Here is a 13380-nt window from a genome sequence, read left to right on the forward strand (position 1 = left end):
CCTCACACCTCCCAGTCCGGGTTCAGGTGCATCAGCCACTTGAAATAGAAGTTCGACTGCATCCGCATGCTGTAGGTGGCCGTCAGCGGGATGAAGTAGCGCTTCCCCATCCGCCCCGACAGGAGCGGGATGGCGCCGGTGGCCAGCCCCCACAGCACGGTCATCTCCGGCCGGTAGAGCGTGTCGTAGCCTCGTTGGTTCTCCATCCCACGCACGGGGGCCAGGCCCACCTCGCGCATTCCTCCCTGCCCGTGGGTGATGCGTGCCTTCGAATTCAAGGTGGGCTGGTGGATGGCTCCCCCCAGCGCCATGCCCGCGTTGGCCGCCCACCACGTGGTGAAGAGGATCCAGTTGGCGAAGGGCACCCGCAGCTCGTACCAGTAGCGCACCCGTATGCTCAGCACGGTGGCCCCGCGGAAGAGCTCCTCGTCGTCATCCGGCAACGGGAGGTCGAAGAACTTCGCGAGCCTGCTCTCCAGCGCGGGCACCTGCGGCCAGGCATCCGGCCCATCGAAGTCCAGCTCCTCCCAGTTCCGGGCCGAGCGCAGCTTCCACACGCTCCGCACGGGCGAGTACCAGGATGGGTTCACCGTATCGACGCGCACCTGTCCGAAGAGGGGAGCGCCATTCACCGAGGCCGGCACCACCGAGTCCTTCGTCGGCCAGGCCAGCGACTGCAATGCCTCGTCCTGGAGCCGGGCCCGCTTCCACGTCCGGGCCAGACCCGTCGGGTCGTCCGTGCGGCCCAGGGTTGGCAGCAGCGCCACGAGCGCCGCGTCATGCATGCGCTCGGTGTTGCCGTTCCAGACGATGCCCGCCCGGGCCGCGCAGTACGCCGCGTACTCGGTCATCAGCTTCGCGTGCTGCATCTGGGTCAGTTGGAGGATGCCCAGGCCCAGGAAGACCATGAGCGGCAGCACCAGGGCCGCCTCGACCGCGGCCTGACCCGATTCCCGGCGCTGGTGGGGATGTTCACTCATGGACGAGGCCATGTAGCGACATCCGTGCCACCGCCCACCTCACTCAGGGGCCGTCGTGGCGGGGGGTCTCAGAGGGAAGACAGCCCCTCCCAGACCCGGGACGGGGACCCGCGAAACCGGACCAGCCTGCCAGCCGAGTCATCGTGACTTTGACACTTTGCGTGACTGCTGGATAACATCCTACCCGCTGGTGCCCCGGGCCCCCACCTTGCAAAGCAGCTCCTCCACCTACGCCGCCCCGCCGGGCGCCCCCCGCTTTTGGAGGTCTTCGAGACATGCTGAAGGGTAAGACTCCGCTCATCATCGCATTGGCGCTCGGCCTGCTGGCCGGCATCATCGCGTGGTCGGCGATCAAGAAGAAGGAAGCGGACGTGCGTCGCGGCTGGAACCTGGTGCCGGTGGTCGTGGCCTCCCAGGATGTCCCCGAGGGCACCGTCATCTCCTTCGACATGATCAGCCAGCGCTCGGTGCCGGAGCAGTTCGTCACCTCGTCGGTGGTGAAGCCGGACTCGGCGACCTACGTGGTGGGCCAGAAGGTGCTCGTGGCGCTGCAGGCGGGAGATCCGCTGCTGTGGAGCCAGTTCGAGACCACCAAGGCCGCCGAGCGCCTCTCCACCAAGGTGCAGAAGAAGGTGCGCGCCATCACCGTGGAGGCCAAGCCCACCACGTCCGTGGGCGGGTGGATCCGCCCCAACGATCACGTGGACGTGATCGGCACCTTCCGAGATCCGCAGACGGACGAGAGCGTGGCGGTGACGCTGCTGCAGAACGTCATCGTGCTCGCCACGGGCAAGGTGACCGGCACCACCAACGTCAACCTCATCCCCGAGCACCAGCGCGAGTACAGCAACATCACGCTGATGGTCATCCCCGAGGAGGCGGAAATCCTCACGCTGGCCAGCGAGCTGGGCAACCTCACGATGTCGCTGCGCAACGAGGAAGACGTGGACATGATCGAGGAGCGCGGCCGCGCCACCATCAGCACGCTGCTGTCGGGTGAGCGCACCCGCGTGCTCGAGCAGAAGCGTCGCGAGATCATCCAGATCATCAAGGGCAACGCCACCGAGAAGAGCGCGGTGGGCTCCACGGGCGCGCCGTAGTCCTTTCCCCCCTCGTGCTTCCTCTCCCCCGCAGCTGAAGGAAGTCCCCGCGCATGCTGGCCGGAATCGTCCTCCTCCTCGTCACCGGGTCGGTCTTCTTCTTCAGCCTGGTGATCTTCACCGTCCTGGCGAAGGCCTACGAGCAGTACCAGGAGCGGTACGTCGTCAAGTCGATGAACGACTTGAGCGACATGTTCCTCTTCATCGATGCCCGTCAGCTGCTGGTGCTCAACATCGCCAGCATGTGTCTGTTGGGCATCCTGTCGTACATCATCTTCAACCCCATCATGTGCGTGGGGTCCACGATCTTCGGCTTCTTCCTGCCGATCATCCTGGTGAAGCACTACCGCAAGCGGCGCATCAAGAAGTTCAACGTGCAGCTGGTGGACGCGCTGCAGGCCATGGCCAACGCGTTCAAGGCGGGTCTCACGTTCCCGCAGGCCATCGAGCACGTGGCGCGCGAGGCGCAGCCGCCGCTGTCGCAGGAGTTCGGTCTCTTCGTGAAGGAAGTGAAGCTGGGCGTGCCGCTGGAGGAGGCCCTCATCAACATGGGCCGCCGGGTGGGCAGTGACGACCTGGAGCTGGTCGTGGTGGCCACCAACATCGCGCGTCAGCTCGGCGGCAACATGGCGGAGATGTTCGAGACCATCTCGAGCGTCATCCGCGAGCGCTTCCGCCTCGAGGGGAAGATCGACGCGCTCACCGCCCAGGGCAAGCTGCAGGGCTGGGTGGTGGCGGCCATGCCGGCCATCCTCGGCATGGTGCTCAACTACATGCGTCCGGACCTGATGGAGCCCATGATGGACCACTGGTTCGGGTATGTGCTGGTGACGGTCATCGCCATCATGGAAGTCCTGGGCGTGATCATCATCCGGCGCATCGTCAACATCGACATTTAAGGAGCGGCCGTGAGCGACGTCCTCACCTATACGTTGATGGGGGGCTCGGCGCTGATGTTCGCGGCGTCCGCGGGGTTCCTCGGCTTCGGTGTCTACCAGAACTACTTCTCGCAGCTCGTGTCCGAGATGCGGGATGACCCGGGTGGAGTCCAGAGCCTGGGCTCCGTCGCCATCCGCAGGCTCGGCGCACTCAACCGGCGGCTGATGTGGCCGAGCTACGAGAACAAGATGCGCCGCAGCCTCATCAAGGCCGGCGAGCCCCAGGCGTTCAAGCCCGAGGACATCATGGCGCTGCAGGAGATCAGCGCCGTGCTGGGCCTGCTGGCGGGGCTCATCCTGATGAACGCGGTGGGCGAGAACCTGGCCTGGTCGCTCGCCTTCATGCTCTTCGGGCTCTACTACCCGATCATCTGGGTGAATGATCAGGTGAAGAAGCGTCACCTGCTCATCTCCCGGGCGCTGCCCTACAGCCTGGACCTGCTGACGTTGTCGGTGGAAGCGGGTCTGGACTTCACCGGAGCGCTGGCGAAGGTGGTGGAGAAGGGCAAGTCGGGCCCGCTGCGCGAGGAGCTGCAGATCGTCCTCAAGCAGCTGAAGATGGGCAAGACGCGCGAGGAGGCCCTCAAGTCGATGATCGTCCGCGTGGACCTGCCGCCGCTGACCACCTTCGTCACCGCGCTCATCCAGGCGGACAAGATGGGCACCAGCCTCGGCAAGGTGCTGCGCATCCAGTCCACCCAGCTGCGCATCGATCGCACCCAGCGCGCGGAGAAGCTGGCGGGCGAGGCGCCGGTGAAGATGCTCTTCCCGCTCATCGCGTGCATCTTCCCCACGGTGTTCATGGTGCTCTTCGGGCCCATCGTGTTCCAGTTCATGTTCGGAGACGTCGGGGGATAGGGCCCTGGGTTTCCAACTCACCATCTCCAAGGGTCTGCAGCAGGGGAAGGAACTTCTCTTCGAGCAGGCCGAGATCCATATCGGACGCACCGCGGACAACGACGTGGTGCTGCAGGATGCCGGTGTGTCGCGCAAGCACGTGCGCATCTCGGATCGGCTCGGGCGCTTCTATGTCCAGGACCTGGGCAGCTCCAACGGCACCCTGGTCAACGACAAGCCCCTCTCCGGCGAGCAGGAACTGCAGAACGGGGACCGGATCGCCCTGGGGCCCGTGGAGTTCCTCTTCAAGGAGGTCGTGAGCTCGGACGACGCCACCCGGCCCTTCATGCCGGTGGAGGAGGACGATGACGCCACCCGGCCCATCCGTCGCAACCTCTACCCGCTCTCGCGCGCGGAGACGGAGGATGGGATGGAGGCGCCGATGTCGGATCTGTCTCCGGTCGGCCCCGAGCTCGAGACCACGCTCCCCTTGCCTCGTCCCTCGGCGCCGCCCGTGCTTCGTCCCGTGTCGGAGGCCTCGTCCCGGGAGGCATTCTCCCGCGCGGACACGGTGGGGGAGATGGAGGTCGTGCCCGAGCCTCGTGCCCCCGCTCCCGTCAAGGCGGCTCCCGCTCCGGCGCTGGCCCCCGTTCCGGCTCCCGCCGCTGTCGCCGCTCGGGCCTCGTCCGGGGCGGCGGGCCCGTCCGCCGCCGATCTGGCCCGGCGCCGGCGCGAGTTGAGCAACACCCTGGGTGGACAGCTCGCCCTGTGGTGGCTCGAGATGCCGCGTGGCGGGAAGGTCGCGCTGCTCACCGTGGCCACCAGCTTCCTGGTGGGCATGGTGGCCGCGCTCGTCATCGTCTTCCGTCCCGAGGTGGACACAGGTCCCACCGGCCCGGAGCCCACGTCGCTCGGCCTCCAGGCGCTGCCGGACTCGTTCGGCCTGGGCGAGGGCGTGACGTGGGAGCAGCCGGACATGAAGGCGTTCGACTTCGAGTTCGTCTCGCCCACGCGCGCGGTGGCCGTCCTCAGCTACCAGGCTAGCGGCATCTCCAAGGAAGAGGTCTCCCTCTCCGTCAACGCGACGGCCGTGGGGTGGGTCCCGCCGGACACGACCCACTCCACCGAGCGGGAGCTCCAGCAGATCCTCCCGCCGTCCGTGCTCGAGCGTAACGCGAGCAACCAGCTCGTCTTCGACAACGTCCGCAATCCCCCGGGCCAGGACAGCTGGCGGGTGTGGAACCTGCGGCTGGAGATCATCCCCGTGCCGGACCTGCCGCCCGAGCAGCTCCTGGAGACGGCGCGTACCTACGTGGCCAAGGCGCGCAACTTCTACGAGCGCAAGGACGTCGGCGCGGAGAACCTCACCCTCGCCTGGGAGAACTACCGCTCGGCGTGGATCACCCTCGAGGCGTTGGACGAGAAGCCCGACCTCTATCAGGACGTGCGCCACATGATGGGCCAGGTGGCGGTGGACCTGGACCACAAGTGTGGCCAGCTGATGCTGGATTTCCAACGGAACATCCAGTTCAAGGACAGGAAGCGGGCGGCCCGGGTGCTCGATGAGATCAACAGGCGCTTCCCTACACCGGCGCATCGCTGCCACAATCTGGCGGCCGAAAAGGCCAGCGAATACGGGCTGTGAGGTCCGTATCCGTGCACGCAACGAAGTGGTGACTTCCCATGTCGAACGGTTCCCCCCCCGCACGCCGTCGTCCCACGTCGGGCTCCCCGTCGGGCTCCCCCTCGGGCTCCCCCTCGGGTGGAGCCACGGGTTCGCGCCCCGCGGTACGCAGGACCTCCACCGGCACCGCCCCCCGCACCGCGCCCGAGCCGGTGCTGGGGACGAAGCTCGTCTGCTCCGCGGGCCCCTCCTCCGGTGAGGAGTTCGGGCTGGAGGATGGCGAGTACGTCGTTGGCCGGGCCAACGACAACCCCATCTGCATTCCGGACACCTCGGTGTCCCGCAGGCACGTGCTCATCCGCCGCGTGGGCGGAGGCTGGGCCGCGAGCGACCTGGGTTCCGGCAACGGCACCCTCCTCAACGGCGAGCCCCTCACCGACGAGATGCCGCTGACGCACGGCGACATCCTCACGCTCGGCGACACGGAGCTGACGTTCAACGACACCTCCAACGCCACGATGATGATGCCGATGCCGGTGGCGCCCCCGACGCGGCCGGCCCGCTCGCGCCCCGCGGCCAGGCCCGCTCCCGCCGCCGACGCCGGGGATGAGGCCGATGCCGAGGGGAGTGGAGAGGTGTCGTCCTCCGTTCCGCGCCGCCCGCCGCCCCGTCCCGAGGGCCGCGTGCGCTCCTCGCGGGGGCGAGCGGCGACGGCGGCGGCGGCGCCGGATCCGAAGGCGCAGCAGCGCAAGAAGCGCCTGTTGCTCCTCACCGCGGGTGTCTTCGTGATGCTGGTGGGCCTGCTGGCCATCATGAAGGTGCAGCAGCAGCGGGAAGAGGAGGTCCTGCGCGCCAAGGCGCGGATCGCCCAGGAGCGGCGCGAGCAGATCGAAGCGCTCTTCCAGGAGGCCAAGAACCTCATCCGCGACGGCAAGTGGACGGCCGCCAAGGCGAAGCTGCTGGAGCTGCAGGAGGCGGAGCCCAACCACGTGCAGCTGCCGGACTACCTGGCGCGCGTGCAGAAGGAGATCCCCAACCAGGAGGCGCTCGACGTGGCCAAGGCGGCGCTGGACAAGAATCAGCTCGGCCCCGCGGCCGCCGCCCTGGCCAAGGTGAGCAAGGACACCCAGCTCTTCGAGCTGGCGCGTACCCTCCGGGTGTCGCTGACCGACAAGGCCGACAAGCGCGTGCGTGAATCGCAGACGCTGTTGGAGCAGAAGCAGCTCGATCAGGCCAAGGCCATCACCGACGACGTGCTCGCGGCGTTTCCGGAGCACCGCGACGCCAAGGTCATCAACGAGCAGGCGGCGCAGGCCATCGCCATCCGCGACGCGCCTCCGCCGCCCCCCACGCCGAAGGAGGCGCCCAAGCCGTGGGAGCAGGCCGTGGATCGCTTCCGCGATGGAGATCTACAGGGCGCGGTGGCCATGGCCAACGCCTGCTCGTCCAAGCACTCCCAGTGCAAGGTCCTGATGGGGCAGCTGACGGACTTCGGCAACCTCTACAAGAAGCTGGAGGACCTGGACGCCAAGGGCCTGGCGCGCCTGCTGGACCTGGACAAGAAGATCACCAACGGTCGCGGGAGCAAGCTGTCGCGCTCCGCGGGCACGCGCGCCGCCAACATCTTCTTCAAGAGCGCCTCGGCGGCGAAGGCGGCCGGACAGTACGGCCGCGCCATGGAGAACGCCCAGCGCGCCCTCCAGGCCGACCCCGGCCATGTCGGTGCCACCAACATCGTCAGCGAGCTGCGCGCGAAGGCCAAGGACGTCTACCTGCAGGCCTATGCCCTCAAGGACACCAATCCCGAGGACGCCGTGCTCAAGTTCAAGGAGGTCCTCGCCATGAGCCCGGCGGAAGACGAGACGCACCAGAAGGCGAAGTCCTGGATCGAGAAGCTCCAGCGATGAAGAAACGGCGAGGGACGGGAGAGGCTCCGCCGGAGGACTCCGCCACCGGGCAGGGAGACCTCTTCGGCGGCGCGTTGGGGACACCGAAGAAGGCGAAGGCGGTGGTGGTGGCGGCCCCGAAGCCGCCTCCCGAGGCTCCGCCCAGGCCCGCCGTGCCTCCGGCTCCCTCGGAGCTGGAGGACGTGTCCGCGGCGCTGCCGTCGCTGCCCGGTGCGCCCTCTCGCCCGGCTCCGACGCGCACGGTGCTCACCGTGGGCGAGCTCACCCAGCAGCTCAAGTCGACGATCGAATCGCGCTTTCCCCGCGTGCTGGTGCGCGGAGAGGTGTCCGGCTTCCGAGGTCCCAACGCCCGTGGCCACCTGTACTTCACGCTGAAGGACGCGGAGGCCTCGCTCGACGTGAAGATGTGGGCCTCGCAGGCGGCGCGGTTGCGCTTCGCCCTGAGAGATGGCCTCGCCGTGGTGGCCGAGGGCAGCGTGGACCTCTACGCGCCCGCCGGCCGCTACAGCCTCATCGCCTACAAGCTGGAGCCGGAAGGAGAGGGCGCCCTGGCGCTCGCTTTCGAGCAGCTCAAGGAGCGGCTCGCGGCCGAGGGCCTCATTGGCGACAACCGCATCCGTCCGCCGCGCCCGCTGCCCTTCCTGCCCCGGCGCATCGGCGTGGTGACGAGCCGCACCGGCGCCGCGCTGCAGGACTTCCTGCGCGTGCTGCACTCGCGCAACCCGCGCCTGTCCGTGCTGCTGTGTGACGCGCGCGTGCAGGGCGAGGGCTCCGCCGAGGAGGTGGCTCGCGGCGTCGAGCGCCTGTCGCGCACGGACGTGGACGTCATCGTCGTCACGCGCGGAGGTGGCTCGAAGGAGGACCTCTGGACGTTCAACGAGGAGCGGGTGGCGCGCGCCATCTTCGCCTCGCCCGTACCGGTGGTGTCCGCCATCGGCCATGAGATCGACTTCACCATCTCGGACTTCGTGGCGGACTGGCGCGCGCCCACGCCCAGCGCGGCGGCCGAGCGGCTCGCCCCGGTGTTGCAGGATCTGGAGTACGCCCTGGCCACCTGGTCCGTGCGCCTGCGCAAGGCGGCCGAGCGCCGGGTGCTGGAGCTGCGCGAGCGGTTGGGCTCCCTGCGCGGGGGCGTGGTGGATCCCCGGCGGCGGCTCTCCACGGAGCGGCTGCGGCTGTCGGATGCCGAGGACGCGATGACGCGGGTGATGCGCCAGTTGCTGCGGGACCACCGCGAGAATCTCCGGGGGCACACCGAGCACCTGCAGCGCCAGCGTCCTCAGGCCCGGCTGGCCGAGCAGCGGGCGAGGTTGGTACAGCTCTCCGCGCGGCTGAAGGACGCGGTCCGGGCGGACGTGGCGGCGCGGCGGGCGAGCGCGGCCCGGGCCCGGTTGGAGCTGGAGCGGGTGTCTCCCATCACGCGGGTGGCGGAGATGCGGGCCCGGGTGGCCCACCAGAAGGCCCGGCTGGTCGCCCTGGAGAAGGACACCCTGGCGTCGGCCCAGCGGCACTTCCAGCGTCTGGAAGGGCAGCTGGACGCCCTCAGTCCCCTGAAGGTCATGTCCCGCGGCTACGCGGTCACCTTCCGCAAACGCGATGGGGGCGTGGTGCGCTCCATCTCGGATGTGCAGCCGGGGGAGGTCCTGGGTATCAAATTCGCCAATAACGGGGCGAAGACACTCCAGTCGTGCGAGGAGATTGAGGCCACCGTCACCTCCGTGAAGGGACCGGTGGATTGCTGACGTCCGGGTGCAAGTCTTCCTGGCACCCGGGTACGTGCCTCCTCTAGAGTCCCCCGGCTTTTTTGCGTCGAGGTGGACTGGAAGTGGCGAAGGACAGCAAGGGCAAGGCGGCGGAGGAAGTCCCCGAGCAGTATGGGGACGTGGTGCAGCGTCTCGAGGACGTGGTGGCGCGGCTGGAGGGCGGCACCCTGTCACTCGAGGACTCGCTCAAGTCGTTCGAGGAGGGCATCAAGCTGGTTCGTCGCGGCGAGCAGCTCCTCAACGCGGCGGAGAAGCGCATCGAGGAGCTGTTGAACGAGGACGGCCGGGACGCGGTGGTGCCGCTGCAGACGGGGGTGAAGGCCCCCGCGGTGCCCTCCGCGCCCGCTCCCGCCCCGTCGCGGGGGAGCTCGGGCGCTTCCCGGTCCGCTCCGCCCCCCGAGGACGACGTGCCGTTCTAGGCGCGCGCGAGTAGACCTATCGGTACCCACATGCCGAAGCCCAAGGTCACCATCGTCGACGACGACCGCGATACGCGGGAGTTGCTCTCGTTCGCCCTGGAGTCGGAGGGCTTCGAGGTCAACGCCGCGGCCAACGGGCTGCGGCTGATCGCCTCCCTGCAGCTCAAGCGGCCCGACGTCATCCTCATGGACGTGAACATGTCCTGGATCGACGGTTTCGAGCTGTGCAAGGCAGTGAAGAAGAACGAGCAGTTCCGGGACATCCCCGTCGTCTTCATCAGTGGGCGCGGGGAGCCGGAGGACAAGCGGCGCGGGCGCGAGGCCGGTGCCGCGGACTATTTCGTGAAACCCCTGGATCTCAACGCGCTCATCGCGCGGCTGCGCGAGCTCATTCAGTCGCCCGCTCCCGAGGTGCCCTGACATGTCGTCTTTCGCTTTGGACTCGTACTTGAACGCCCAGCAGCAGCGGGTGGAGAAGCTGCTGGACTCGCGCTCGGCGGAGATGGGCACCCAGGTGCCTCCGCGCCTGCTCGAGGCCATGCGCTACTCGCTGCTGGCGGGTGGCAAGCGGCTGCGGCCGGTGCTGTGCCTGGCCTTCGCGGAGGCGGTGCTGAAGCAGAGCGCCGTCACGCGCATGGTCGAGGACTGCGCGTGCGCGCTCGAGTACATCCACACCTACTCGCTGGTGCACGACGACCTGCCGTCCATGGACGACGACGACATGCGCCGCGGGCGGCCCACCAACCACAAGGTCTACGGCGAGGCCATGGCGATTCTCGCGGGAGACTCGCTGCTCACGGACGCCTTCGCCCTGGTGGCGGGGGGCCCCGAGCCGGTGCGCGGCCTGCTCTGCCGGGAACTGGCCGTGGGCGCGGGCTCGGCGGGCATGGTGGGTGGCCAGGTGCTGGACATCGCCGAGGATCGCCCGGCTCACATCGACTACCTCACCCGCATGCACCGTCTGAAGACGGGTGCCCTCATCCGCGCGGCGTGCCGCATGGGCGTGCTCGCCGCCGGTGGGGACGCGGACGCGCTGGCTCGCGCGGACACCTACGGGGATGCGGTGGGGCTCGCCTTCCAGATCGCCGATGACATCCTGGACGTCACCGGGGATGCGTCCTCCATGGGCAAGCCGGTGGGGGCGGATGCCGCCGCCGGGCGTTTCACCTTCCCGGCGGTGCTGGGGCTGGAGGAGTCCAAGAAGCTCGCGGCGAGCAAGGTGGCCGAGGCCATCTCCGCCGTGAAGACGCTGGAGCCCCAGGAGGGCCCGTTGGCGGCGCTCGCGCGCTACTCGGTGGAGCGAAGCTCGTGAGGGAGCGGCTCCTGCCGCGCATCCAATCCCCAGGGGACGTGCGATCGCTCCCCGAATCCGAGCTGCCTGGCCTGTGCGAGGAGCTGCGTGAGGACATCATCTCCCTGTGTGGCCGCGTGGGTGGCCACCTGGGGGCCTCGCTCGGCGCGGTGGAGCTGATCGTCGCCCTGCATCGCGTCTTCCACTCGCCCCAGGACGCGCTCATCTTCGACGTGGGCCATCAGGCCTATGCGCACAAGCTGCTGACGGGCCGGCGCGAGCGCATGGGCACCCTGCGCCAGGCCGGGGGGATCTCTCCCTTCCTGGATCCCCGCGAGAGCTCCCATGACGCGCTGGCCGCGGGCCACGCGAGCACCGCCGTCTCCGCGGCGCTGGGCATGCTCGAGGGGCGGCGCCTGCAGGGGCGGCCCGGGCACGTGGTGGCGGTGGTGGGGGACGGGGCGCTCACCGGTGGGCTCACCTTCGAGGGCCTCAACAACACCGGGGGCACGCACCTGCCGCTGGTGGTGGTGCTCAACGACAACCAGATGTCCATCTCCGCCAACGTGGGCGCCATCCCCGCGCTGCTGCGCACGCGCGAGGCGCGGGCCTTCTTCGAGGGGCTGGGCTTCACGTACCTGGGGCCGGTGGACGGGCATGACCTGGGGGCGCTCACGCACGCGCTGCGCGAGGCCCGAGCCTCCACGCGCCCGGTGGTGGTGCACGCGTTGACGCAGAAGGGGCGGGGTTTTCCTCCGGCCGAGGCGGACGCGCAGACGCGTGGCCACGCCATGGGGCCCTATGAGTGGCGAGATGGGAAGCTGGTGCGCTCGCGCGGCGGCCAGCGAACCTTCAGCGAGGCCTTCGCCTCCGCGCTGGAGGACGTCATGGCCCGCGATGCGCGCGTGGTGGCGGTGACGCCGGCCATGTTGGAGGGCTCGGCGCTGGTGGGCCTCAAGCAGCGCTACCCCGAGCGTGTCTTCGACGTGGGCATCGCCGAGCAGCACGCCGTCACCTTCTGCGCGGGGCTCGCGGCCACCGGGCTGCGGCCCGTGTGCGCCATCTATTCGACCTTCCTGCAGCGCGCGTACGACCAGGTCATCCACGACGTGTGCCTGCCGGGCGTGCCCGTGTTGTTCGCCGTGGATCGCGCCGGGTTGGTGGGTGCGGATGGCGCCACGCACCAGGGCACCTACGACGTGGCCTCGCTCAGGCCCATTCCGGGCCTCACGTTGATGGCGCCGGTGACGGGCGAGGATGTGACGGCGATGCTCGCCACCGCGCTCTCGTTGCCCGGGCCCTCGCTCATGCGGTTTCCGCGCGGCACCCTGCCGGTGCTGCCCGCGGAGCAGAACCCGGGAGCGGGTCCGGTGCGTGGGGCGCGCTGGTTGAAGCGGGCGACGGAGGCGCGAGTGTCCTTCATCACCCTCGGGCCTCTGGGCATGTCCGCGCTGGAGGCCGCGGGTGGGGAGCCGGGCTGGAGCGTGCTGGACGCGCGCTTCGTCTCTCCGCTCGACGAGGCCTCGGTGCTGAAGGCCGCCGCGTGCGGGCGCGTGGTGGTGGCGGAGGAGGGGACGACGCACGGCGGGTTGGGCGGCGCGGTGTTGGAGTTGCTCGCCGCGAGGGGCGTGAGCGCGCGGGTGACGTTGCTGGGCATGCCGGATGCTTTCGTGCCCCATGGGGATGCGCGCGTGCAGCGGGCCGAGCTGGGGCTGGATGCCGCGGGCCTGCGACGCGCCGCGCAGGCCCTGCTCTCCGAGGGAGGTGCACGGTGAAGCCGCGCAAGGAGCGCATCGACGTGCTGGTGGTGGAGCGGGGGCTGGCCGAGTCGCGCACGAAGGCCCAGGCGCTCATCCTCGCCGGCCAGGTGGTGGTGGATGACCAGCGGGTGGACAAGCCCGGCGCGCTGGTGCCGGTGGAGGCCGAGCTGCGTCTCAAGGGCGAGGTGCTGCCCTACGTGTCCCGGGGTGGGCTGAAGCTGAAGGCCGCCATCGAGCGTTTCGGCCTGGATGTGCGGGGCAGGGTGGCCGCCGACATCGGCGCGAGCACCGGTGGCTTCACCGACTGCCTGCTGCAGGAGGGCGCCATCCGCGTCCACGCCATCGACGTGGGCTACGGCCAGCTCCACGAGAAGCTGCGCACGGATGCTCGCGTCCGCTCGCGAGAGCGCGTCAATGCCCGCTACCTCTCCGCCGAGGAGCTCCCCGAGCCCGTGGACGTGGTGGTCATCGACGTGAGCTTCATCTCGCTGACGCAGGTGTTGCCGGCGGTGTTTCCCTTCCTGAAGCCCGGGGGCCTGCTGGTGGCGCTGGTGAAGCCCCAGTTCGAGGTGGGGCCCGACAAGGTGGGGAAGGGCGGCGTGGTGAAGGACCCCGCCGCGCGCCAGGGAGCCATCGACTCCGTCTCCGCCTTCGTCCGCGAGCAGGGCCTCACGGTGCGCGGAGTGATGGACTCGACGGTGCCCGGGCCCGCGGGCAACGTCGAGGCCCTGCTCGTCGCGGACAAGCCGTGACGCGGTGGG

12 protein-coding genes are annotated in these 13380 nt (G+C 69.3%); 11 read left to right on the plus strand and 1 reads right to left on the minus strand.

Going from position 1 to position 13380, the window contains the following annotated elements; genetic code table 11:
* Positions 1-2: 2 nt before the first annotated feature.
* Positions 3-980: a TadE/TadG family type IV pilus assembly protein gene (locus tag JQX13_RS35325; RefSeq protein ID WP_239014046.1), complete on the minus strand. Its 978-nt coding sequence runs from the start codon at positions 978-980 to the stop codon at positions 3-5.
* A gap of 275 nt (positions 981-1255) precedes the next feature.
* Between JQX13_RS35325 and cpaB the strand changes: the two genes are divergently transcribed.
* From cpaB to JQX13_RS35380, 11 genes are all read left to right on the plus strand, one after another.
* Complete coding sequence (cpaB, locus tag JQX13_RS35330) at positions 1256-2080, plus strand: Flp pilus assembly protein CpaB (protein ID WP_203403854.1); 825 nt, start codon at positions 1256-1258, stop codon at positions 2078-2080.
* A 53-nt stretch (positions 2081-2133) separates the two neighbouring features.
* Positions 2134-2979, plus strand: a complete 846-nt coding sequence (locus JQX13_RS35335) for a type II secretion system F family protein (protein ID WP_203403855.1) — start codon at positions 2134-2136, stop codon at positions 2977-2979.
* A 9-nt stretch (positions 2980-2988) separates the two neighbouring features.
* A complete protein-coding gene (locus tag JQX13_RS35340) occupies positions 2989-3876 on the plus strand; it encodes a type II secretion system F family protein (protein ID WP_203403856.1) in 888 nt (295 codons plus the stop codon).
* A 79-nt stretch (positions 3877-3955) separates the two neighbouring features.
* Positions 3956-5500 (plus strand): FHA domain-containing protein, encoded by a 1545-nt coding sequence (locus JQX13_RS35345; RefSeq protein WP_239015422.1) that lies wholly within the window; start codon positions 3956-3958, stop codon positions 5498-5500.
* Positions 5501-5538: 38 nt separating this feature from the next.
* Positions 5539-7386 carry an FHA domain-containing protein gene (locus tag JQX13_RS35350; protein WP_203403857.1) on the plus strand — a complete coding sequence of 616 codons (1848 nt, stop codon included), beginning with the start codon at positions 5539-5541 and terminating at the stop codon, positions 7384-7386.
* Positions 7383-9128, plus strand: a complete 1746-nt coding sequence (gene xseA / locus JQX13_RS35355) for an exodeoxyribonuclease VII large subunit (protein ID WP_203403858.1) — start codon at positions 7383-7385, stop codon at positions 9126-9128. The genes JQX13_RS35350 and xseA overlap by 4 nt, the downstream gene beginning before the upstream one ends.
* A gap of 77 nt (positions 9129-9205) precedes the next feature.
* Entirely contained in the window at positions 9206-9568 is a 363-nt protein-coding gene (gene xseB / locus JQX13_RS35360) for an exodeoxyribonuclease VII small subunit (RefSeq protein WP_430384224.1), read from the plus strand.
* A gap of 30 nt (positions 9569-9598) precedes the next feature.
* Entirely contained in the window at positions 9599-9988 is a 390-nt protein-coding gene (locus JQX13_RS35365; RefSeq protein WP_203403860.1) for a response regulator, read from the plus strand.
* Position 9989: 1 nt separating this feature from the next.
* Positions 9990-10880 carry a polyprenyl synthetase family protein gene (locus JQX13_RS35370; protein WP_203403861.1) on the plus strand — a complete coding sequence of 297 codons (891 nt, stop codon included), beginning with the start codon at positions 9990-9992 and terminating at the stop codon, positions 10878-10880.
* Positions 10877-12634, plus strand: a complete 1758-nt coding sequence (locus JQX13_RS35375) for a 1-deoxy-D-xylulose-5-phosphate synthase (RefSeq protein ID WP_203403862.1) — start codon at positions 10877-10879, stop codon at positions 12632-12634. Before JQX13_RS35370 ends, JQX13_RS35375 begins: the two co-directional genes overlap by 4 nt.
* Positions 12631-13371, plus strand: coding sequence for a TlyA family RNA methyltransferase (locus tag JQX13_RS35380; RefSeq protein ID WP_203403863.1), 741 nt, complete (start codon positions 12631-12633; stop codon positions 13369-13371). Before JQX13_RS35375 ends, JQX13_RS35380 begins: the two co-directional genes overlap by 4 nt.
* Positions 13372-13380: the final 9 nt, after the last annotated feature.

It is taken from the genome of Archangium violaceum (genome assembly GCF_016859125.1).
Taxonomy (GTDB): Bacteria; Myxococcota; Myxococcia; order Myxococcales; family Myxococcaceae; genus Archangium; species Archangium violaceum_A.

Bases quoted from the DNA above. Each gene is read 5' to 3' on its own strand.
- JQX13_RS35325 (WP_239014046.1), bottom strand. From the start codon at position 980: ATGAGTGAACATCCCCACCAGCGCCGGGAATCGGGTCAGGCCGCGGTC.
- cpaB (WP_203403854.1), top strand. From the start codon at position 1,256: ATGCTGAAGGGTAAGACTCCGCTCATCATCGCATTGGCGCTCGGCCTG.
- JQX13_RS35335 (WP_203403855.1), top strand. From the start codon at position 2,134: ATGCTGGCCGGAATCGTCCTCCTCCTCGTCACCGGGTCGGTCTTCTTC.
- JQX13_RS35350 (WP_203403857.1), top strand. From the start codon at position 5,539: ATGTCGAACGGTTCCCCCCCCGCACGCCGTCGTCCCACGTCGGGCTCC.
- xseA (WP_203403858.1), top strand. From the start codon at position 7,383: ATGAAGAAACGGCGAGGGACGGGAGAGGCTCCGCCGGAGGACTCCGCC.
- JQX13_RS35365 (WP_203403860.1), top strand. From the start codon at position 9,599: ATGCCGAAGCCCAAGGTCACCATCGTCGACGACGACCGCGATACGCGG.
- JQX13_RS35370 (WP_203403861.1), top strand. From the start codon at position 9,990: ATGTCGTCTTTCGCTTTGGACTCGTACTTGAACGCCCAGCAGCAGCGG.